The 21692-nt window shown below is 68.0% G+C and carries 17 protein-coding genes and 2 pseudogenes; 4 read left to right on the forward strand and 15 right to left on the reverse strand.

Annotated features, from left to right (window positions below; translation table 11 throughout):
- Positions 1-385 precede the first annotated feature (385 nt).
- The 10 genes and pseudogenes from ACZ5GP_RS33590 to mobF all read right to left on the reverse strand — a co-directional run.
- Entirely contained in the window at positions 386-937 is a 552-nt protein-coding gene (locus ACZ5GP_RS33590) for a hypothetical protein (RefSeq protein WP_468754456.1), read from the reverse strand.
- A 570-nt stretch (positions 938-1507) separates the two neighbouring features.
- Positions 1508-2137: a hypothetical protein gene (locus ACZ5GP_RS33595; protein WP_468754457.1), complete on the reverse strand. Its 630-nt coding sequence runs from the start codon at positions 2135-2137 to the stop codon at positions 1508-1510.
- Between the two features lie 723 nt (positions 2138-2860).
- Positions 2861-3145, reverse strand: coding sequence for a hypothetical protein (locus ACZ5GP_RS33600; RefSeq protein ID WP_468754458.1), 285 nt, complete (start codon positions 3143-3145; stop codon positions 2861-2863).
- 65 nt (positions 3146-3210) lie between these two features.
- The gene (locus ACZ5GP_RS33605) at positions 3211-4662 is read right to left on the reverse strand and encodes a hypothetical protein (protein WP_468754459.1); all 1452 of its coding nucleotides are present in this window, start codon (positions 4660-4662) and stop codon (positions 3211-3213) included.
- A gap of 155 nt (positions 4663-4817) precedes the next feature.
- Positions 4818-5075: a chaplin family protein gene (locus ACZ5GP_RS33610; protein ID WP_468754460.1), complete on the reverse strand. Its 258-nt coding sequence runs from the start codon at positions 5073-5075 to the stop codon at positions 4818-4820.
- Positions 5076-5524: 449 nt separating this feature from the next.
- Positions 5525-6367 (reverse strand): IS5 family transposase, encoded by an 843-nt coding sequence (locus ACZ5GP_RS33615; RefSeq protein ID WP_468754461.1) that lies wholly within the window; start codon positions 6365-6367, stop codon positions 5525-5527.
- Positions 6368-6380: 13 nt separating this feature from the next.
- Positions 6381-6821, reverse strand: a complete 441-nt coding sequence (locus ACZ5GP_RS33620) for a hypothetical protein (protein ID WP_468754462.1) — start codon at positions 6819-6821, stop codon at positions 6381-6383.
- 3 nt (positions 6822-6824) lie between these two features.
- Positions 6825-7835, reverse strand: coding sequence for a DUF6192 family protein (locus tag ACZ5GP_RS33625; RefSeq protein WP_468754463.1), 1011 nt, complete (start codon positions 7833-7835; stop codon positions 6825-6827).
- Positions 7836-8527: 692 nt separating this feature from the next.
- A complete protein-coding gene (locus ACZ5GP_RS33630; protein WP_468754464.1) occupies positions 8528-9472 on the reverse strand; it encodes a hypothetical protein in 945 nt (314 codons plus the stop codon).
- A gap of 5 nt (positions 9473-9477) precedes the next feature.
- Positions 9478-10422: pseudogene (gene mobF / locus ACZ5GP_RS33635) on the reverse strand (MobF family relaxase); the annotation flags it as partial.
- A gap of 423 nt (positions 10423-10845) precedes the next feature.
- Here mobF and ACZ5GP_RS33640 point away from each other — a divergent pair.
- Positions 10846-11067: a hypothetical protein gene (locus tag ACZ5GP_RS33640; RefSeq protein ID WP_468754465.1), complete on the forward strand. Its 222-nt coding sequence runs from the start codon at positions 10846-10848 to the stop codon at positions 11065-11067.
- Positions 11068-11269: 202 nt separating this feature from the next.
- Here the strand turns inward: ACZ5GP_RS33640 and ACZ5GP_RS33645 are convergent, their stop codons facing one another.
- From ACZ5GP_RS33645 to ACZ5GP_RS33655, 3 genes and pseudogenes are all read right to left on the reverse strand, one after another.
- Positions 11270-11851 carry a snapalysin family zinc-dependent metalloprotease gene (locus ACZ5GP_RS33645; protein WP_468754466.1) on the reverse strand — a complete coding sequence of 194 codons (582 nt, stop codon included), beginning with the start codon at positions 11849-11851 and terminating at the stop codon, positions 11270-11272.
- Positions 11852-12416: 565 nt separating this feature from the next.
- Positions 12417-12953: pseudogene (locus ACZ5GP_RS33650) on the reverse strand (relaxase domain-containing protein); the annotation flags it as partial.
- Between the two features lie 42 nt (positions 12954-12995).
- Positions 12996-13939 (reverse strand): IS5 family transposase gene (locus ACZ5GP_RS33655; RefSeq protein WP_468754467.1). Its coding sequence is split into 2 segments (ribosomal slippage): positions 12996-13520 and positions 13523-13939, totalling 942 coding nucleotides; the frame shifts between segments, so codons are not numbered across the junction.
- 802 nt (positions 13940-14741) lie between these two features.
- Here ACZ5GP_RS33655 and ACZ5GP_RS33660 point away from each other — a divergent pair.
- The 3 genes from ACZ5GP_RS33660 (at position 14742) to ACZ5GP_RS33670 (ending at position 16120) form a co-directional block, all read left to right on the forward strand.
- On the forward strand, positions 14742-15005 hold the full coding sequence (locus ACZ5GP_RS33660; RefSeq protein ID WP_468754468.1) for a hypothetical protein: 264 nt from the start codon (positions 14742-14744) through the stop codon (positions 15003-15005).
- A 386-nt stretch (positions 15006-15391) separates the two neighbouring features.
- Positions 15392-15580, forward strand: a complete 189-nt coding sequence (locus ACZ5GP_RS33665) for a hypothetical protein (RefSeq protein ID WP_468754469.1) — start codon at positions 15392-15394, stop codon at positions 15578-15580.
- 111 nt (positions 15581-15691) lie between these two features.
- Entirely contained in the window at positions 15692-16120 is a 429-nt protein-coding gene (locus ACZ5GP_RS33670; RefSeq protein ID WP_468754470.1) for a nuclear transport factor 2 family protein, read from the forward strand.
- 764 nt (positions 16121-16884) lie between these two features.
- On the opposite strand, the gene ACZ5GP_RS33675 is transcribed toward ACZ5GP_RS33670, so the two are convergent.
- A complete protein-coding gene (locus ACZ5GP_RS33675; protein WP_468754471.1) occupies positions 16885-20055 on the reverse strand; it encodes a non-ribosomal peptide synthetase in 3171 nt (1056 codons plus the stop codon).
- Positions 20056-20180: 125 nt separating this feature from the next.
- Positions 20181-21395: an aspartate aminotransferase family protein gene (locus ACZ5GP_RS33680; protein WP_468754472.1), complete on the reverse strand. Its 1215-nt coding sequence runs from the start codon at positions 21393-21395 to the stop codon at positions 20181-20183.
- Positions 21396-21692 lie beyond the last annotated feature (297 nt).

Consider the following 21692-nt stretch of genomic DNA (forward strand, 5'->3'; position numbering starts at 1 on the left):
TGACAGCGGGCCCGCCCGCAACTATCCCCATGACCAGGCACCCAGCACCCTGTCCCGCTGACACCCACCCAATGCCACCAACACCCCCACTCACATCCGGGTCCATCTGTTCGTCCTCGCACCCTTCGACGAACCAGAGAACGTCGACCAGCGCCTCGGCCAGAGCACGTGTCAGCGACGGATACCCGGACACAGCACTACCTCTTCCAGAGACTGATAGAGCACGGTCATCCCACCACACACGCCACTGACATCGCCGCCGGTGAGCTCTCCACAACAAGTGGGCCAGAGCCCGACAACCAGCAGTAATTCGTCATCAGTTCGGGAGTCACCAGGAGAGCTGAATGGTCACGAGAACAGACAGCACGGGGAGCATCGATCGCGGTCAGTCCAAGTCGGCTGAGGCCAGGGTGACCGCGAGCGCGATGTGGGAGACGGCACTCAGACAGAGTTCCGCCGCCGTGCTCGGGTCCGGGGCGGTGCGCGCCTCCTGTAGTGCCAGTAGACCGGTCACCGCCGCGGCGTCGACCGCCTCGTCGAGGATCTCGTCCACAGCAAGCTCGCCGCCAGCCGCCAGCTCGTGCACCAGAGCGACCGCCTCCTCCGGATCGGTCCGCCAGCGTGCTGTGACCTCGACGTCGGCGCTCACCAGGTCCATCGCGGCGGCCTGCTCCACCGTCGGCAGCGGCACGCCGTTCTGACCGGACAGGTCGTCCTGCTCCATGAACTCCTGTGCCTGCGCCACGGCACACCGCGCCACATATGTCCGCTGGTCCTGCGCCCGCTCCCACGCCGTGACGGCCGGCCACCGGGCGTCGTCCTCGGCACGGGCCCTGTCCAGCAGGGTGGCGGCGGTGAGGCTGACCTGAATACACGGCCAGACAGTCACCTCGACGTCCTTCGTGCCGGGCGAGGCGGCGGCGATGGGCTGGTACACCGCGCCGGCCGCTTCTGCGCAGGCTCCGATCAGCGTGGTCAGGGCGACGATCAATCGAGCGTGGCGGCGACGACGTGCGGGCAGGTCCAAGCATGGTGATGCCCGTATTCAGCCAGCAGTTGCTTCGCGCCGCTCTCCATGCCGGGGAGGTATGGGACCGACCAGGTGACCGGTGTGCCCTCTTTGAGAGCGCCCGCCGAACAGGGACGGACCGGACGGTGCGCTCCTAATGATCGACGGCATCGCGTGGCACGCGCGTGGTGTCGAAGTTCGAGGGACTGACCAACTTGCACTGGCAGCAGGTCCTCAGCGTGCTATTGCTGCTCGGGTACCCCAAGTGGTTTGCGGTACCCGAGCGCTTCATGATCGGTGCTACTGCGTGGCGGCTGCCTGGTCGTCACTCACGTGTTCTGGACGCGTCAGCGCTCGTCGGGAGCTCAGCTGCCTGGGGTGGAGAGGAAGCTGCGTTGCGCTGGCTGCCGAGCTTTCGGGCAACCCATACCCCGACGGCTAACAGCACGCTGGCGGCGAAGCTGCCAAGGAACTCAGGCAGAGCTGCCGCCCAGATGCTCATGACGCCACCGCTTCGGTGCCCGCGGCCTCCGCCCGTACGGTGTGCCGGTCACCGAGGCGCTTGAGCTTGCGGCGCACCCGTTCCCCGAAGGCCGTCGGCAGCCCGGTGTTAAGCGCGGTCTGTGTCCAGCTTTCCCCAGTCGCGGCCCAGACCCGTGCGAGCGCGGCCTCCTCTGGAGTCAACCCCCGAACCACCGCCGACAGGCGGCTGTCGGCCAGTTCCCCGGCGAGTGCCGCGGCCTCCGGGGTGTACAACTCGGCAAGCAGATCCTGCACGGTCAAATCTGCACCAAGTGGCTGGCTTAGCAGAAGGGTGCACTTGCCGCGTACCCGGCGCTCCCACAGCGGCTGGAGCGCACGGTGCTCACTGCCCGCGTGCCGACGCAGCAAGTCGCTGATGTAGGCATCGGTAGCCAGGCCCCGGCCAAGGGCCTCGACCCAGTCTCCGAGCAAGGCCATCTCCACTGCCTCGCGCCACGCTTGCGGGCGGGACAGTCCCAGCCACGTGCGGCTGAACGCGTCGACCGCCTCGGTGTCACCTTCGATGGCTGCGTTGCGAGCTGTCAGTGCGGCGGACAGGGCCGCACGAGTCGGCACGGACGGTGCTCTGGAGAGTTCCTCGAGCATGAGCAGGAGCAGACGAGAAGCGACCCGCGCCGTGGCCTTCGCCTCATGCTTGGCCTCTCCTACCGCGAGGAGACCAGCGGCACCCCGCAGCAGCATGCGTATGAGGAGGTGGGCGTTCCCTGCCGCTACGGCTGGCGAGCCCTCGACCGACAGAGCGACCTCTATTTCTGGCCGGGGGATGCTGCGTGCCACGCAGACAGGGCTGTGGGACGGCAGCGCCGGGAGGCTGCCGGCGATTCGGGGCGACTTGGGCAGCAGTGGCGCGGGGCACAACCCGGTGCTTGTTGAGGGATGACGGACAACGGGGCGAGACGGGGCACCGCCGTGTGTCATAGCAAGAACTCCTTGTCGGGGCTGGATGAAGGATCCGTTACCTCTCAGCGCGGCACAGCCGTGAACCGACAAAAAATCTTGGGTATGTCTCTGTGGCGCTCCTCACAGCACCTACGTTCGGATACCAGCAGCTGGCGAGGAAGGCACCGAAGGCCGTCCTGCTGGACGACCAGGCCGGGCCGTGCTCGAACGCACTCGGCATGGCCCCGGCCCGAGGCCGCGTTCGGCAGCACCGACGTCCTCCGCATCCACGTCGGCCGGTACCGCGTGATGTACGAGGTCAGCGACCGGCAGATCCGCGTCAGCGTCATCCATTTGGGACGCCTGCGCTGACCGCGACGGCGGGCGCCCCGGGCGCCGACGGCCGCCGCTCTTTTCCCAGGTCCTCGTTCAGTCGTGCGGCGTCATCGGCGGCAGGAAGCCGTCTGGGAGTTCGTGCGCCCCAATCATGGCGGTTTCCGTGACCGCTAGGGGGTTTCCATCCGCGTCGCGCTGCACGGCCGTGAGGATCGCGACGGGGATCACGCTCGAAGCGGGGTAGCCCATCAGCTCGACTTCCCGGGGCGTGGCTGGCCGGGAGGTCATCGTCCGCTCGATCGTCACGCAGCCTTTCAGCACCGGGACGACGGTCGGAACAGCATCGTCCTGGCAGCTCGGTGCCGGATCGGGTACCACGCGTGTCTCCTTCGGAGCGTCTTCTCGTCGGTACAAGTCCTCGCCGCCAGTCCGCAACGCGGTGCTCACTCTTCTGACAAGTCGTCTGCGGGGCGGAAGACGGCTTCGCTCAGATGTTGGAGCACAATCGCCCCCACTGGTTCGAGCTTGCCTGGGTCAGGACTGGTGACCGGATGTTGGAGCAGCTCGGTGGCCGCAAGCACAGCGAGAGCGGTCTGGCGGTCGTCAAGGACTGTCGACAGGCACGCATACATTCGCTGCAGCTGAGTGACGGCGCGTTTGACCACCCTTTGCTCGACGTCGTACACCATGCCCGCAGCGGTCTGTGCCAAGCGCCCGAGTTCCTCTTCTACGGCGCCCGGGTCCCAGCATTCGGGGGATGACCTCGCCTGGAGCCACCTGATGAGGGCGGGCAGCTCTGCATCTGTTGCGTCTACGGGAGGCCGGGGGGCCTCTGTGATAGGAGTGGGTCGCTCGGGAGCGGGTTCTGGCAGTTCCTCCTCGACCTCGGGCACGGATGCCTCGAGCGGGTGCCGGTCCAGCACGGTGTAGAAGAGCGTGCGGGCCATCGCGCTCGGGCCCCTGCCCGATGGCTCACCGAAGGGTTTGATCTGCCACGCCAGGTCAGTGGCCGCGCGGAGTGCGTACGTCTCAAACTGGTTGACGGCGTGCGTGCTCATGTTGACACGCGGGGCCTTCGGATTCTTCTGGGCGGCTTCTGCCGCAGAGCGTGTGGAGCGCCAGGCGAGGTTGTAGATCTCTCCGAGTGGTCGGTGTCGGGCCACTCTGTAGGCGGCCTCGCGCAGTCGTTCGATGTGGTTGTCGGTGACGGCTGGCAGGTTGAGGTCGTCCAGACGGCCGGCGAAGTAGCGCAGCGCCTCTTCGGCGATGAGTTCCTGGGCCAGCTTCAGGAGGTCATCGTGCTGGGCTGCGGTGAGGCACTCGGGTGCCAAACGCTCGCACAGCACGGCGTCCAGGTGCTGTGCGCCAGTCCCCTCGCTGGTGGCAAAGGGCGCGTAGAAGCAGCTCTCCATCGGGAAGAACTGGCTTGTCAGCTGCGGGTCGGGGTCTACGGCCTCGGGGTCGCCGCCCGCCGCGGCGAGGGCGTCCTCGTACGAGGCGGGCTCCCATTCCATGGCAGTGACCGGCGTAGTGGGGTGGATCCTGAGCAGGCGAGCCCGTACCAGTGCGCCCAGGAGCCGCACAGTCTCGCTCCGTTCGGGGTGCAGGGGATCTAGCCAGGAGCCGATGTTGGAGATCGGCGTGGTCAGCGGCGCATACCGCAACACCGCCAGGGCCGCCACCATTTCGCGGACCGAGGCCGTGGGCACCGTCTCGGAGAACGTCAGCCGGTACCGGCAGGCCATCACCTCGCACTGCGCGCTCTGCCAGGCGGCCAAAGCGGACTCACGTGCCTGTTGCTCCGCAGCGCGGGCACGGGCCGCCTCACGTTTGGCCTTGCGCTTTGGATCATTGAGCGTCTGCAAGGCGGTGGTCAGGGACTCCGTACAGTCCACGCAGAGGGGCCTCTCGCCCTTTGCCAGATCGGCCAGCGCGGTGCGGGAGGTGAGACTGAGCTGTTGTCGGCACTCGTGCCTGTTTCTGAACCCCGCATCAGCAGTTCAGGGGCCGCTAGGACCGCAAAATCACGTAGGCACTGGGTCGGAACCGATCAGCCGTTGCCGCCAAGGATCCCGGTAAGGCCGTCGAGGCCGTCACCGCCTCCGGCTCCGCCGTTCTGGGGGAATTCCAGGGGCAGTTGGGTGAGGTTGTTCAGCACTCCACTGCCCTGTGCCGTGTGGCCCACGGCCGTGACCTGCTTGTTCGCGTTGATCATCGTGTTGTTGAAGGCAGCATTGCCGATGCCCACAATGTTCTCGCTGGCTGCCGCCGGTCCAGCCGACAGGGCCACCACCCCCAGCGCCGTCACCGTAAGGACCGCCCGCCTGCGCTCTGACCGTGCTCGCGTCACCCTTCCCATAATCTCGCTCTCCTCGTGCAGGCCGACACCCATCACCGGTGCAACAGGCAGAAACCCGGCCAGTCGCAGAACTAACGACGGACCTCAGCCAGAAACACGGCCCAGCCGACCTTCCTGAGGCTCCGCCAAAGGTTAAAGAGTAAGCTCAGAGGGGGTATGGGGCAGGGGTTACACGCTGTCGCCGTTCGCTGAACCGTCACTGTGACGGTTCAGCGAACGGCCAGCGGCGGCCCCCTGGACGAGCATGAAGGCGCGGATGAGCGTGAAGACACCCACGATGGTCATGAGTGGTTGTTTCTCAGAGGCGTCTCTCTTCTTCCAGGGGTGTGGCTGGATGAATGCTTTTGGACATCGAACTCGTTGGGGTGTCAGCCATCGTCGGGCGGTGGCTTCGTCGATCAGCTGCCGGCGTGGGGGCCGCGGCGCGTGAGGCGCCGGGTCATGAGGGTGATGAATGCCCAGTTCAGGTGCGCTTCGGCGTGCTGGGGAAGACGTTCGTAGTCGCGGCAGTTGCGGCGGGCGTTCATGATCCAGCCGATGGAGCGTTCAACTTTCCAACGGCGGGGAAGGACGACGAACCCGCGTGCGCCCCGAGGCCGCAGCACTGGCCGCATAGACATCCAGAGGTGGCCTGCGGTCCAGGCGGGCAGCTGGTCGCGGGCGTAGGCGGAGTCCGCCCAGATCTGGGTGATCTGTGGGTGGGTGAGCCGCAGGCGCCAGAGGAGGTCTCGGGCGATGATTTCGTCGCGGACGTCGCCCGCCGTCACCGTGATCATCACGGGTAGGCCGAGGGTGTCGACCACGAGGTGTCTTTTGCGCCCGTTTATCTTTTTGCCTGCGTCATAGCCGCGGCTGTCCCGGCCGACGGTGGAGGCCGCTTTCACCGATTGGGAGTCGACGATCAGCGTCACCGGGAATGGGCAGCGTCCCTTGTCCGTGCGGATGTGGCGCCGCAGTTGGTCGCGGATGAAGGTGACCACCCCGGCGCGGTTCCATCGCGCGAAGAACCCGTAGACGGTCTGCCAGGGTGGGAAGTCCACGGGCAGCGCCCTCCATTTCGTCCCGTTGTCGACCAGGTAGCGGATGGCGTCGACGATCTGTCGGCGGGGCCATTTCTCGGGGTGCCCGCCGGTCTTGGTCTGGCATGCCTCAACCGGCAGCAGCGGCTCCAGCAGGGCCCATTCCGCGATGGTGGTGTCGGAGGGATAGCGGCGGGGCCGGTGGCGGGCAGAGGTCGGCATGGCAGGACTCGTGTCAGGAGCGGGACTGTTTCGAAAGCTGAGCGAGGGTGGAGCGCACCCCGGTCAGCTGGTCGGTGACCAGCTGAGCCCACTCGTCATCGGGGTAGCGGGCCAGGTGGGGGTCGAGCGTCCCCGTGATCATCCGGGTCAGCCGTCCCAGGATCTGGGCGAGCTGCTTCTTCTCGTACTCGATCCAGTCCGCGGGGTCGTCGGAGAACATGTAGCCGTCCTTGCGCCGCCAGATGATCGGGGTGAGATGCTCAGCCGCCCCGACGTCGCGCAGGTGCCGCACCCCGCGGGCGACCTGGGAACGGGTGAGGCGGGTGGCCGCCATGAGCTGGTAGGTGTGCAGGCCAGCGGGTCTGGCCTCCATCAGGGCGACGCGGACCAGGTCGCCGTAGTGCTCGGACAGCGGCCGCGCTTCCCGCGGCCGGGCCGGCGGGCGCCGCGCCATGGCCTACTCACCCTTCAGGAGCTGGGTCAGCTGCTCGTCCAGGGTGAACTCGCCGTGATCAAGCGCGCCCTCCAGCCAGTCGGCGGCGGCGCGGACCCGGGCCAGCTGGCGCCGCACGGTGTCGCGTTCGTCGTCGGTGAACTGCTGGCCGCGCATCTTGGGAACCAGCCGCCCCAGAGTGGCCACGAAGCCGTGGCAGGAACCGACGAGGTCGACGTATTCGAGGGTGTGCTCGATCTTGCGGACGGCCGGGACGCGTTCGCGGATCTTCTCGCGGCTCTCGGCGGTGTTGTCGAACTGGGCGCGGTTCACGAGCATCCGTGTGGTGTCGTCGCGCATCGTCGAGCGGGCCACCGTCGGCCGGCGTAGCAGGTCGCGGGTGACTTCCTGTGCGGTGTCGTCGTCGCGGGTCAGCTCGGTGACCACCCGCATCTTCTCGGCCGGGGTGACGTGCTCGGTCACCTTGGGCCGCTTCAGCAGGTCGGTGGCGACCTGGGCTGCGACCTCGTCGTCCCGGGTCAGGTCGGCGACCGCAGCGACCTTCTCATCCAGCGTGACCGGGCGGTCGACCCGCTGGCCGACCACGCGCTTGGCGCCGTCCGGCGTCCATTGCCGGGCTCCGGTGCGCGGGTTGAACGGCGCGTCCTCGATTGCCGCCCACCGTTCGGCCTCGTCTGCAACCGAGGCCAGGATGCGGTGCACGGTGAACGACACCCCCTCCTTGCGCTTGTTCCTGGGCCACCGGTTGGCGGTGTAGCGCCAGTCCTCCACGGTGCTCCGCTCCACGCCGATATCGTCCGCGAACAGCTGCAGTGACTCCGCGACGGTGAACAGGTCGTCCGTGCCGTTGGGCATCGAACCGCCCACCGGTCGCACCGGCTCGATCTCCAAGGCGATGTCACCTAGGGTGAACTGGGCGCGGGTGACCTGCGCGATCAGGTCCTTGGCCTGAGAGACAAGCTGCTGGTAACGCTGCCGGGTGACGTTTCCGACCCGGTCCTTCACCTCGGTCATGACGACCACCGCCCTCGCCAGGGCCCGGCCCGGCCACCCAGGTGTGACCGGTCACAGGGGCGCCGGCCCCGGTCACCACCCACCCTCGCGCGGGCCCGCCCAGCGTAGACAGAGCGCGAGCCGGGAGCACTGGAAGCACCCACCCGAATGGCTTAACCCCCGCGCAAAATAAGGGAGGTTGGAGATGCGTGCGAGGCGTTCGCCTACGGCGTTTCCGCAACACCAAAACGCGACGCCTGCCGCTGCCGACAGGCCCGCACCCGGCACCGGCTGGAGCAATAGACCGCCGACTTGGCCCGCTCCACACCTACTGTCCACGACCGGCCGCACACCGGGCACACCGCCTGCTCGCCCCGCTGGATCGCCGCCACCCGCGACCGTGTCCGCCGCATCCTGCGCCACCGCCGTGACCTGCACCGACTTGAGCAGAACACTGCGCCCGCCGCCATCGTCACCGGCAACGGATCACCACACTCCCGGCAGTACCGCCGAGCCGTCCCGCCAGCCCCCACACAACAGATCATCCAGCCGCCCGGTGCCTCACGGCCAGAGTTGAAAGACAGCTACTGAGGGGGGCGGTCCCTGGCCCCCTCCCCCGCCCCCGGGTGACTCCGGGGGCGGGCGGCCAATCCGTCCCGGCGCCTGGCGCGGTGACTTCCTCGTCCGTCCCGTCGTGCGGGCCCCGCGTCGCGTCACGGCCGGAGGCCCTGGCCTCCTTGGCCGGGGTCGGGCTGCTGGCGCTGCTGCTCGTGCTCCTGGCGGCGGCCATCGACCGGACTGGCCGGGTCGGCGCCCGCCGCCTTTCGGTCCTCCATAGCGCGGCGGCGGGTTTCGGCAGCGCGGGTGTAGGCGGCGAGCCGGTCCAGGTTCTTCGGTGTGCGCAGCCATGTCGCCGGGTCGGTCGAGCGGCCCTCCAGGTACTCCTCGGGCATCGCGGCCTGCTGGTGGGCCTGGACGGCGGCGGCCCGCTGCGCCGAAGTCAGGGCACCGTCGCGGCCGGGGTGGTCGACGGCATGGGGAGCGGACGCCGTCTCGCCCTCGAGGTCGCGGTGATCGGCGGGCGCGGAGACGGCCGAGGTCGTCTCCTCGTTGGCGGTGGCGGTGGCGGCCCGGAGGCGGGCGTCACAGATCGCGTTCTGCACGGCGAGGCTGGCGACCCGGGCGCGCTCGTAGCGGCTGGACTCCCGGGGCGGCGTGCCTTCGGCGGGGGTGATCCACCACCGGTGCGGCACCGGGAAGTCGGCGGTGTAGCGGATCCGGTCCGGCGTCGGAGGCTTCCGGCCGGGCTTCGCGACGGTGTGGCGGCGGGAGTACCGCAGCAGGGCCCGGTGGGCGATGTAGTCGTCCAGGCCGCGGGTGAACTCGCGGCCGCGCAGTGTCTCCAGCAGGTGCCGGCGGGCTTCGGCCAGGATGTGGCGGCGGGAGAACTTCTCGCGCACGGTGAAGACGACCGCGGCCACGTCCACGGTGGGATCCACCCGCGCCCGGATCGCCGCCCCGGCGGCCCGGCACCGGTCCAGGAGGCCGTCGATGAACTGCTGGCCGAAGCAAAGGATCGCGGAGGCGCGCCACCACGCGAGCGCTGCGCGAGGGGCTTGGGCTTCTTCTTCGCGGGCCGGGTCTCCTGCGCCGCCCACCGGCCCAGTTGGTGACGGCCGCGCTCGCCGGGCAGGTGCCCGTGGTCCTTCACGTACTGGTCGGTGAGCACCTCCAGGGCGTCCTCGATGCGCTGACGGCGCGACGCCGACCAGTTGATGAGGTCCTCGGGCACTGCGGCGATCTCCATGACCAGACGCAGGCCCGGTGTGACCTCGCGCGGCACGGTCGCCAGCCCCAGGGTCTCGCACACCTCGGTCGTCACGGTGAGGGTGTAGAGCGTCCCGGCGGCCACCACATTCTGGTAGAGGCGGTAGGTGTCCAGAGCGCCCCAGACCGGTTCACCGTCGGCGCCCAGGCGCTGAACGCGGTTAAAAATCAAACAGTGTTCGTGCGGGAGCGGCAGTCCGTCGCGGTTGTCGAAGTGCCGGAAGGCGGCGACCACGAGCGCGGGTGCCTTCGCGCGGCCGCGGCCGGAGGCCCACCGGGTCTCGGCAACCTCATCCTCCAGCCAGCGCAGCGCCGTGGCGACGGCCCGCTCGTGAGCCCGCTCGATGACCCGGCGCACGGTGGCGTCGCCCAGCGCCCACAGCACGACCAGTGACGCCTGCGGCCGGAAGGTGAAGTCCATGCCCAGCAGCGGCGTCTGCTTACGCGCCTCGATCTCCTCGATCGGCTGCCCCAGCACCGTCAGCCGGCGGGCCGGGGCCGCGTCGACGCCGTCGTCCAGGAGGCCGCGCTCGATGCGGTCGGCGTCCGGGTGCCGGCCCTCGCCGAACAACAGCTCCAGCTGACGCTCGGACACCTGACCGCCCTCGGTGAGCCCCAGCGCACGCAGACCACGCCCCAGCCACCGTCCCGGTGGCAGCCCGGCCAGCTCCTGGGCGCCCTTCAACGACTGCCCGACCGGACGGCGGCCGTCCCCGAACGCCACTCCGCGTATGTAGTACCGCCACGCGTTACGCCTCTGGATCTTCGCGACACTCAGCATCGCCACAGCACACACCAGCTCTGACCTGCAAAAAAGAGCGATCCAGTGCGGCGGGAGGGTTCACCGGAATCCCACGGCCGATCCCGCCCGGCGGGCGTTCGCGACGCCACCGTGCCCGCCCGGCGGACACCACCAGAGCCATGTAAATGCTGCGCGGCACCCCCGCCACACACGCCTCACCAACGCCAAAACCCGTTAGCAGACGACTTCAACGCCAACGAGCGCACATCTACGTACCGCTCCCCCACCCGGCGGCCGAAGAACGCCGCGCCCTGCATCACGTCACCCACTCTCCGCCCCCGGCACCGCCGGGGGCTTCTTGCTGCCTGGAGGACCGACGTGCCGACCTACGAGACCCTGCCGCGCTTCGCCGCCGACCTGGACCGCCTCACCCCGGAACAGCGCCGCCGCTTCCGCTAGACCGTGGCGGCCTTCGTCGAGGACCTGCGCACCGGAGGCCGCTTCCGCGCCGGCCTCCGCATCAAGCGCGTCCAGCGCGCACCCGGCATCTACGAGCTCACCTGGTCCATGGGCACCGGCCCCGCAGGACGCGCCACCTGGGAGTACGGACCCGAGCACCGTCCCGGCACCCCGCACGTCATCTGGCGCCGCATCGGCACCCACGACGTCCTCAGCGGCCCCTGAGCAGAGCCCTGTTGACGTCGTGCGGGACGTACCGCCGCTTGGCCTGGAATATCGGCGTGAAGCCTCAGGCCGGCCACCTTGCTGCTGCTCCAAGCTGTCGGCGGAGACATAATCGCTCACCGCCGCACACGCGCAGGTGGCGATGCCTGGCCACGGTTATGGCTGGGGTCAGGCACCGTCACCTCGGGGTGGCCCTTGCCGACTAGGGCGCGTCCACCAGCACGCGGCCACCAGTCGGGCTGTATGCCGCGGCGCCGCCCGCGTACGCGTTCTCGACCCGCGCGCGTTCGGCCGCGTCGGGCACCGCGTTACGGCAGCCCGTACCGGCACTGGAGCCCGACATCAGCTGCGAGCAGGGGCCGGGCTTGGTGTCCGGCAGGCCCAGGTTGTGGCCGAGTTCGTGGGCGACGATGCGGGTCTTGTCGTACCCCTGGGAGACCGCCTGACTTCCCAGTTCGACCCGGCCCCGGCCGCCCGGCCGGACCGGTCCGAGCGTGGCCTGCGGCCAGCCGGTGGTGGCCACGATCTGGATCTCCGCTCGGCCGCCAGGGGCGGCTTTGACCAGCTTGACGTTGCCGACGTTGCCGTTCCACGAGGCGACCCCGGCAGAGATCGCCTGCTCCCAGCCTGCCGCTCGGCTGGCGTCATAGCGGAGCGTGACCTGCGCAGCCACGCGCTTCGGCGTGGTGGGCTCGGCCGTGGACACGGCGTGCGCCGCCGGGACCGCGGTCAGCAGCATCCCAACTGCGGCACCGGCTATACCCAACCGTAGAAAGTGCACCATCACTGTCCTTTCACACGTAGGGGTTCTTGGACCCTGTGGGAACCGAGAGAGGGAACCAAGACGAGTGTCGCGGACATGCCAATCCTGTCAACTACTTGCCTGCCGGGCCCGTGACGACGACGCAGTGCCGGGCCAAGGCGGCGACGCCTGCCTCCCTGCGGGGCCGCGGTCAGCCGTTGGAGACGGCGGACCGTATCCAGTTGCTGTACCCGGCGGTGGCCATGCAGTTCGACTTGGACTGCCGATCGCTGGTGGAGGCGACTCCGGCCACGACAACGGCACCTCTCACGGCGAGGCCGATGCCAGCTAGCCCCGTTCTAGCCGCGCCTCGCGGGCCAGGACGAGCGTGAACCATCCTCGAGGGCGGGTTTCCACAGGTCCGCACTGCTACACCATGCGGGCACTACAGTGCCGCCCTCGTGGATCATGAGGGAGCGCTATGTGCAGGGAGAATTTCACGCGCGAGGTCGACGAAGCACTGACCGCGGTACCGGATGACGTGCACGAGGACATGCTCGCGCTCATCGACTCCGTGGCTGCGGAGCGCGAGCTTGGCCACGGGCCGGTGGTGGCGTGCGAAGGCGCCGCGCATCACGTACACCACGGCGACGGTGTCCACGGCGGCCAGGGCGACATCGACCACCGGCCGCACCCTCGCCCACACCGCCGCGGCCGCCGCCCGCGCTCGCTCCGCGAGCCGGTAGAAGGTGCAGGCGCCGAACGCCCGGATCGCAGAGTCCCGCCACCGCTTGCGCAGCTCGGTCAGCGACCACAGCACCGTGCGCTTGGGTGGGCGGGTCTGGTCGGCGGCCTGGCATGCCAGCACGTAGCCGGTCTTCTCCCCCGGCGGGTGCCCCTGGTATTCCTCGTACTTGTCGGTGAGGACGGACAGGGCGTCCTCGATCTGCTGACGGCGGGTCGCCTGCCAGCCGATGAGCCGCTGGTCGATCCCGGCGATCTCCATCACGGGCCGGCGCCCCGGGTTCACCTCGCGCGGCTCCCACGCCCAACCGAACCGCGCGGACACCTCCTCCATAAACAGCAGGGTGTAGAGGGTGTCGGCCGCGACGATGTGGGCGAGCATCGTGTCCGCGGAGAGGTTGTGTAGGTCCTCATTTGGAATGTCCCATTCCGCAGCAGGGACCTAGGTCGTTTCTGATGGCTCTTGGACGGTGTCGCGGAGCCAGATGGCGATCGCTGCGACGGTGAGGGTGCCGTTGAAGATGTAGTCGCGTTTGTCGTAGCGGGTGGCGGCCGCACGGAACTGTTTCCACTTGCTGATGCACCGTTCGACGGCATTGCGGCGGCGGTACTGGGCCTTGTCGAAGGCCGGGGGCCTGCCGCCGCACCGTCCGCGCCGGCGACGGTGTCCGCGCTGGTCGTCGGGCTGGGCGATGGTGACTTTGATATGCCGTTTCCGCAGGTAGGCCCGGGTGTCGCGGCTGGAGTACGCCTTGTCGCCTCGCACGCGGTCCGGGCGGACCCGCGGGCGCCCTGGTCCGCGCCGTTTGATCCGCAGCTTCTCCAGCACCGGGACGAGCATGGGGTTGTCGCCCCGCTGGCCGGGCGAGGTCAGCCAGACAAGCGGACGGGCCCGGTCGTCCGCCAGCACGTGGACCTTGCAGGTCAGCCCGCCCCGCGAACGTCCCAGCGCCTCACGGCCATCGGCCTCCTCACGGGTTCCGCCCCCTTTTGCGGGTAGTCGGCCGCGGGCTTGTGCGGGGCTCCGGCAGCGTGCTGATGTGCCCGGCAGGACGTCGAGTCGATGTTCACCGCCCATTCCTGCCGGACCACCTCGCGGGCATGTCCGGCGTCCGGGTCGTCCGCGTCCGCCTCGATCTGGAGTTCCTCCAGCAGAGCCTGCCAGGTGCCGTCGGCCGACCAGCGCCGGTGACGCTCGTAGACGGTCTGCCAGGGACCGTAGCGTTCGGGCAGGTCAGGCCAGGGAACCCCGGTCCGGGCCCTGAACAGCACCCCGTTGATCACCCTGCGGTGTTCCGCCCACTGCCCACCCGGCCTGCCGTTGGCAGGCAGCAGGGACTCGATCTTCTCCCACTGCGCGTCGGTGAGTTCATGTCGTCGCACCATACGAAACCACTTCCCACCCGAGCAAAAGATCCACCCAGCACACCAAGAGCCATCAGAAACGGCCTAGGCCGATGACTACGGCCGACGCTGTACTGCGGGGGCGGTGCTGGACGTCTACGCGGCGCTCGGCGGGTTGCTGCTGGTGCTCGATGCAGGGCGCATCGCATGAGGCGCAAGATGCAGTGGCGGCACAAGCGGCTAAGGTCCCTCCATGGACTGGGGAGATGCGCCTGCATGGGCTGCGTTCGTGCTCTCGGGCGGGGCGCTGTGGGTCAGTATCAAGGCACGCGGGGACGGCAAACGATCAGCGGACGCCTCCGCAACGTCTGCAACGGCCTCCGTCCGGTCCGCTGTGGCGGCTGAGGAGGCGTTATCCCTTCAGCGCCAAGAGGCGGAGGAGAGGCGGGCAGCCGAGGCTGACGCCGCGCAGCCGCGGGTGCATCTGCGCATTGAATGGGTGGCTGGAACTCGGTATCGCTTTGTAAACCGTGGAGAAGCCGAAGCTCTCAATATCCGCTGTATCGATCCGCCACGGATGTCTCGGAATCTGTCGCAGTCGTTCAGCTTGGAACAGCACGAATGGCATGACTTCCACATTGTGCGAGCGTCCGGCCACCCCACCCCTGCGGCTCTTCAAGTGACATGGGATGGCCTAAGCGCTCCAGTGCGGGTGCCAGTACCCGGAGCCTAATTACATCACTTCCGCCTTGCTACGCCGCGACATTCGCGCCCTCCGTCCAGACGCGCCCGCACCCCGTGCAGTGCGCGAGCGGCGGCCGGCCCTCGCCGCCGTGGACATCGCTTGCATGCCGCAATCGTGGCGCTGCTCCAGTGTGCGGCGCTGCGCGGCGATGTCCAGGGCCCGCCCGACGCGCTCGGCCGCGCCCGCGGCCACCCGATCGATGTGCCGCTCCCCTGCTACGGGAGCGCCGCGCTGTGGCTCCTCGCCCGTGACGCGGGCGACGTCGCGCGGCGTACGGCGCCGTCCTGCCCCGGTGTACCGCCGCCGCAGGTCGAGCGCGAGGACGTCTCGGCGGTCGGTGGGCGACCACCCGGCGGTGCGTAACCCATCGGGAGCGCCCTTGCGTACATGGGCAGCGAGCCGCCCGCCGGACCCTGCGTTCCAACGCCCCGCCAAGCGGGTCCTGCCAGGTGGGTTTCGGCCGATGACGTGGAACTGCGCGCCGCGACCTCGCAAGTACGCCAACATGAGTTCCGTAACTCCGCGTACACGGGAGGTCACGTTGTCAGGTCAGCACGGGAAGCCGCCACCGGATCCGTCCACGGGCAAGCCTCCGCCGGGGAACTCGGATGGGCAGGTACCGAGCCCGCCGCCGAGCGGCGGCAAGCACAAGAAGGGCTGAGATGGAACGTCACGTCCAGCGATGGGCTGACCGCATGGAGGCCTCAGGCTGCTGGCCGGAAAACGGCTCCGGGTGGATTCGCCAGGCCATGCTCTCAGCCACCAGGCACCAGTTCGCCCCTGACGTGGTGTGGGTATGGAACAACCAGGTCTGGGAGGCCGTCAATCGTGCCGCCGAGCCCGAGCGGTGGGCTTGCGCCGCCTACGGCAGCCCGTACGACTCGACGGTCACCCAGCTGACCTGGACTGGTGAGGCAGCAAGCCCCGGCCAGAGATGACGGCCAGGGGCGCCGACAGCAAGAGACCTGTCAGGACACTCCGGACACCTGCAACGACGCGCCTGGGGTCCCCGGACAGGCACCCCAGGGCTACATCCCCGTGGAGGAATCATGGACAGCTGGCAGGAACCGGGAGCTGAGCGCAGGGCGTTGTTCGCGCTCCTGGAGGACGACGAGACGGTCAACGAGTTCTTCGAGCAACTGGCCGACGACGTTCAATGGACATTGTTCGGCCACCATCCGCTGGCGGGTGCCTACCGGGGACGGGAGGAGTTCATGCCGGCCACGATCGAGAAGGTGCGGCCGCTGTTCGCCCAGAGCCTCCACTTTCGTATCCGTGGCCTGCACGGTGGCGGTGCGGTGACCACCGTGGAGATGGAGGGAGTCGCCACCGCACTGGATGGGGTGGCTTATGACCCGTTCTATGTATGGATCTGCCGTTTCGAGGAGAAGAAGATCGTCGAGGTGCACGCCTACATCGACTCTGTCGTGGTGACGGACATCCTGCGCCGTCTCTCCCCCGAGTGGCCCCAGAGCTGACAGAGCGTTTAAAGAATCAGCCATAGCGCGTCCGCGGGTTGGGTGCAACACGTGCAGTGGTCGCCGGGTATGGTGACTTCCTCCCAGCTCGCGGTGGTACAGGCGCCCCACTCCGTGGCCTGTGACGGCCGGCCGCAATCGCGCCGGACTCCGCGCACGGCACGGTGAGTTCCCTGGATACCTGCCCGTCGCTGGTCGGTCGGCAGGCGGCCAGCATGCACCGGTCGGCGTCGAGGAAGTGCTGAGCAAGTCGTTCGTGCTCTTCGGTCTCATGTGTCTGCGGACGGCGGCCCATTCAGGAAAGATCATGGCGTGCGGGTCTACTTCAGATGCGGCGCTGGACGGCGGGATGCCCGAGACGAAGAGGCAACGAGGTCGGGCGAGCGAAACCCAGTCGTTCGACGAGGCGGCAGGTCCCGAACGCAAGCAGGGCGCCCATGCTGTGCCCTGAGAGCGAGTAGAGCGGCCGGTCAGCCATGACACCGTGAAGGCGCGGTCGCGTGCAGGTCTGTCGCCGGGTTCTCATGCCCGCGGCCCTCCTGGCCCGGATACCGGAACTCCCACAGTTCCCGGTCTTCAGGGCTCAGAGGTGACCAGCAGCGGAAGGCTCCGGCGTCTGCGCCTGCGTGTGGGAAGCACAGCAGCCGCCAGACAGGCGTGTGCCGGCGTGTGCCGCTCTGCCTGTTCCGGGGAACATTAGGGCGCGCGTAAACAGCCTGCGCATCCAGGTTCGGTGGGGGAACACCGCGGATAATGCGCTGTGCTCACAGATCACCGCCCGCGGGATCGGCTCCGTCATGCTGGCCTTGGCGCGGGGCAACGAGTTCGGTCATGCCGGCCAGGGTGGTGGCGTTCAGCAGGGTGCGCAGCGGGATGTGCCGTCCGAAACGGGCAGACAGCGCTGCGGCGAGGCGCATAGCGAGGAGGCTGTCCCCGCCTACGTCGAAAAAGCTCTGGAAGCGAGAATCGACAGGGCGGCCCAGGACCTTCGACCATTCCTCAGCCAGGGCCTGTTCGGCCTCTCCGCGCGGTGGTTCGGCAATGGTGGGCTCGGGTTTCGGCGTGCCCCAAGCGGCGAGCTGCCTGCGGTCTGTCTTGCCGTTGTCATTGAGGGGGAATTTTTGGAGCAGTCGGTAGTGCTGAGGGCGCGCATAGTCGGGCAACCGAGCGCACACGTGCGCATGGAGCGCTTCCTGGTCGAACCTCTCTGCTGCCGGAATGAGGTACGCGATCAGGCGTCGGGATGTACTCTCCCCGGCCATGACGGCTACGGCCGAGGCTACATCGCCGTGACTGATGAGAGCGGCTTCAATCTCTCCGAGTTCGATCCTAAAGCCGTTGATCTTGACTTGGTGATCGGAGCGGCCCTGGAACTCCAGGATCGCACCGGGTCGATAGCGGCCCAAGTCCCCGGTGCGGTACCAGCGTTCCCCTTCGTGCTGTACAAAGCGATTCCCGGTCAGGCGAGGATCAGCGCGGTAGCCGCGCGCTACGCCCACTCCGCCGATCCACAGCTCGCCCGTCACCCAGTCGGGGCAGTCACGCCCCTTGTCGTCCACGACCCGGTAGCGTTGGTTGCTCAAGGGAAAGCCGTAAGGGATCGTGTTCCAGCGATCCCCGATCGCTTCACCAGATTCCCGGAAATCGCCGGGACCCTCTTGCTCGACCTCGTAAAAGTTGGAGTACACCGTGCCTTCGGTTGCTCCTCCGCACGCGATGAAGCGGCAGCCCGGGATCAGCGCGTGCAGCCTTCCGGGAAGCCGGGTGCTGATCCAGTCGCCGCCGGTCAGGACCAGGCGCAGGCTGTCCGGCGGTATCGAAGCTTCGGCGGCGGTCAACAGTGCGTCGAGCAGCACGGGCACCGAGTCCCAGACCGTCACCCTGTGTGCGCGTATCAGATCCAGCCACGCGGAGGGGTCCCTGACCGTCTCCGGCCCCGGGACGACCAGCGCCCCGCCGGCCAGGAGGGGGCCGAAGATCTCGTAGACGGAGAGGTCGAAGTCGAGGGCGGACACGAGGAGGCCTCGGTCGTCCGCGTTCACTCCCCAACGGGCATTGATGTCCTCCACCACGTTTACCGCCGAACGGTGAGTCACCTCGACGCCTTTGGGCCGCCCGGTGGAACCGGAGGTGAAGATGATATATGCGAGTGACTCGGTGGAGACGGTGAGAGGCCGGGCGAGCGGTTGTACCGCGCGAGCATCCTCCCGGGTCAGTTCCAGGGCGGTAGCTGCCCCCGAATCGGGGAGATGTTGCCGACCACCCTCGGTGATGTGCAGGCGAGCGCCGGCCGTCCGCAGGATGGCTGCCCGGCGTGCGGTGGGCTGGTCCGGGCTCAGGGGTACGTAGCAGGCGCCTGCCGCGAGCACTCCGAGGACCGCAGTGATCTGATCCTCGGCCCGATCGAGGGAGACGATCACCGGCTCGCCCCCCTCAATGCCGTGTTGACGCAGCAGTGCCGCCCAGCGCAGGGCGTCGGTGGCGAGGGCGCCACGAGAAACTGCACGGCCCTCACAGAGCAATGCGGGCGCGAGCGGCTCGGCGGCAGCTCGCTCGAAAAACCGCTCGTGCAGGCATATCCGGCTCTCGGATCTGCGGGTGGAGTTGACCTGGGCACGTGCCTGCTGCTGCGCGGTCGGCAGCCGGGCAGGAAGAGGATGGTGCCAGTCCTGGGCGCTGAACGCGTCGAGTGTTTGCGCACACAGTTCAACCATCGCGTCCAACACTCCGGGTGCGTACAGCTCCTCGACCGCGTCCCAGGCCAGCTGCACCGTGTCACCATTCCTGAAGGCCACGCAGTCCAACCACACCTGCGGGGTCTGGGTGAGCATCCACGTCACCGGGCCAAAGGCGTGCGCGACGAGAGGCGGCGCGAAGTCCACGTCCAGCAGGTTGGTGTACACGACACCGAGGAGACCGGGCCTTTCGTGCCGTTCGCGGCCGAGCGCACGCAACGCGGCCTGCGGCTCGGCGAAACGGGGGGACCGGGACAGCCTACGCTCCTCGTCCACCGCACATATCAGTTCGAGAGGGGTCGCCCTTCCCGGAACGGCGAAGCTTGCCAGGCGCAGACGCGTGGAATCCCCCACACCCGCGCGGCCGTTCCGCTCCGGGCCCGGGGGCACGAATTCCGGAAGGCTCATCAGGAAGTTGGGGTCCGTGCTGAAACGGTCCAGAGTATGGACACAGGACGCCAGCAGTACCGCCTCGGGATGGAGGTTCGCCTTTTGTGCTCGGTCGCTCAACCGCTGCCATCGGTCCTGCGGGACGGTCACCTCACGTCGGGTACATGCCGCACCCTGGACATGTGACAGGTCGGCGGGGATACCCAGATCGGGCGGGGCCAAGCGGCGGCCCTCCAACCGGCGCCGCCAGGCATCCAGGACGGTCCCGTCGACGTTCCCGCGTTCCTGCGCCGGGACGCACCCGGACAGGCGGGGTGCTGATGGCCTGACCACTTCGCCGCGGTAGAGACAGGCGAGGTCATGCAGCAGGAGGCCGATACTGGGCGGGTCGGCAGCCAGCAGGTCCACATCCACGTGCAGCCGAGTGCCCGCGTCGGGCAGCAACGACAGCCGGATGTCGATAACCTGCCCCTGGGTCACGTTCAGGCGCTGACGGGACATCTCCTCACGGATCAGAGTGAGGGCGACTCTCCGCTCTGCTTCGGAGACCTCGGAAAGATCCCGGACGGCCAGCTGAACCTGCGGCTCGTCCCGTATACAGCCGGACTCTGCCGTGGCTGGGAACGCGCTGCGCAGTGCAGGGTGACACTCCTGCAGCCGAGTCACAGCCCCCTGCAGCCGTACTGCGTCTACGCCCTGGCCTGAGAACTCGAAATACATGTGGCAGCCGACGCCACCCAGCGCTTCACCGTCCTCGCGTCCGACCCGGTAGGATTGCTGCATCGGCGTCAACCCGAACTCATGCTTCACCTAAAGGCCTCCCCTACCGCTCCTAGTTGCCAGGCTGTGTTGACCTTCTGCATCCTTGACTCTCCACTCGCTTTACCTGACGGCCGGTGACGGCAGCCCCACCCTGGAACCGGCGCCGCCTGCTTTCAGCTGTATGCCTCCCGAGTCGCGGTAGCCACAATCTCTGTCGCTTGCCGTACCTGTTCCTCTTGTACGGTCAGAGGCGGGCTGAGCCGTAAGCAGTTGCCGAAGGTGCCACCCAGCCCCACCAGCAACGCATGCTCACGGCAGATCTGCTGCACCCGAGCCGCCGTCTCCGGGTCCGGTTCATGGGTGTCCGGGTGGGTGTATTCGACTCCCAAGAGCAGCCCTCGGCCCCGCACTTGGCAGAAGTGGGCCTGGCCGGACAGGCCCCGGCGCAAGCCATCGGCGAGCATGACACCCAGCCGTCCTGCTCGAGACGGCAGGTCGTGGTCAGCGAGGTAGTCGAGGGTGGCCATGGCGGCGGTTGTGGAGAGGTGGTTGCCGCCGAAGGATGAGATCGAAGGAGCGCCGAGCGCGGACATGATGTCTCGGCGCCCTACCACCCCGCCCAGAGTAAATCCGTTCCCCACCCCCTTGGCGAAGATCAGCACGTCTGGCGTCACCGCATGCCACTGGTAACCCCAGTACCGACCCGTGCGTCCCCAGCCCGTCTGCACTTCATCCACAAGGAGGGGGATCGCGTATTGGTCCAACACAGCTTTGTAGGCTTCCAGTTGACCGGGAACCAGTGGAATCGCACCGGCGATACCCTGTACCGGTTCCACGATCATCGCGGCCGTTCGTTCGGGGGTACTCGTCGCAAGGAGCTCTTCGAGGTCCTCACGGCAGGCCCGGACGTAGCTTTCGTCATCGAGGGCCGCGAGGCCGCCGTACCGGCGCTCGCCGCCACGTGCATGGACCACCCGTACGGGAGATAAGCCGGTGCCCTGCCAGGTACGGTCACCGGTCACCCCAAGCGCACCGAAGGAGCGTCCGTGGTAGCCGTAGCGCAGTGCGATGATCTGGGAGCTGTTGCGGTATTCCGTCGTCAGCAGTAGTGCCGTCTCCACCGCCTCGGTGCCCGAGCACGTGAAGAAGACCACAGGGTCGGGTATGCCCGACAGGCCAGCAATGCGTTCGGCAAGGTCGACCTGTGTGCTGATTAGATAAAACGTCGAGGTGTGCACCACACCTTTGCGCAGTTGCCGTAATACGGCTTGCTCGACTTCCGGGACCCCGTACCCCAGGGTGTTCGTTGAGATGCCGGAGTAGAATTCGAGATATTCGGTGCCGTCGGCACCGGTGACCACACACCCCTCCCCGCTGACAATTTCCATTGGGTTCTTATAATAGAGCGGAACCCAAGGAGCCATGATGGACTGATGCCGTTTCAGTAAACTGCTTTCGTGATCAGAATTTCGCTGTTCATTCCCCTTCATGACAGTGTCATTTCATTTCCCTTCGCAGCATGGTCCCGTACGGGCCGCTAGGCTTGCGGACACATACCCGGCCGTGGTTTGCGGCTCGAGGTGTGCCCGCAGCCCGCCCTCACGCGCGTCAGTCACAGAAGCTCAGTGAGGCTGGGCCAGTCGTCGAACGGCCCCGGCCCACCGACCACCGTGTCCTTGTGCGGC

It is taken from the genome of Streptomyces sp. NPDC031466 (assembly GCF_055581265.1).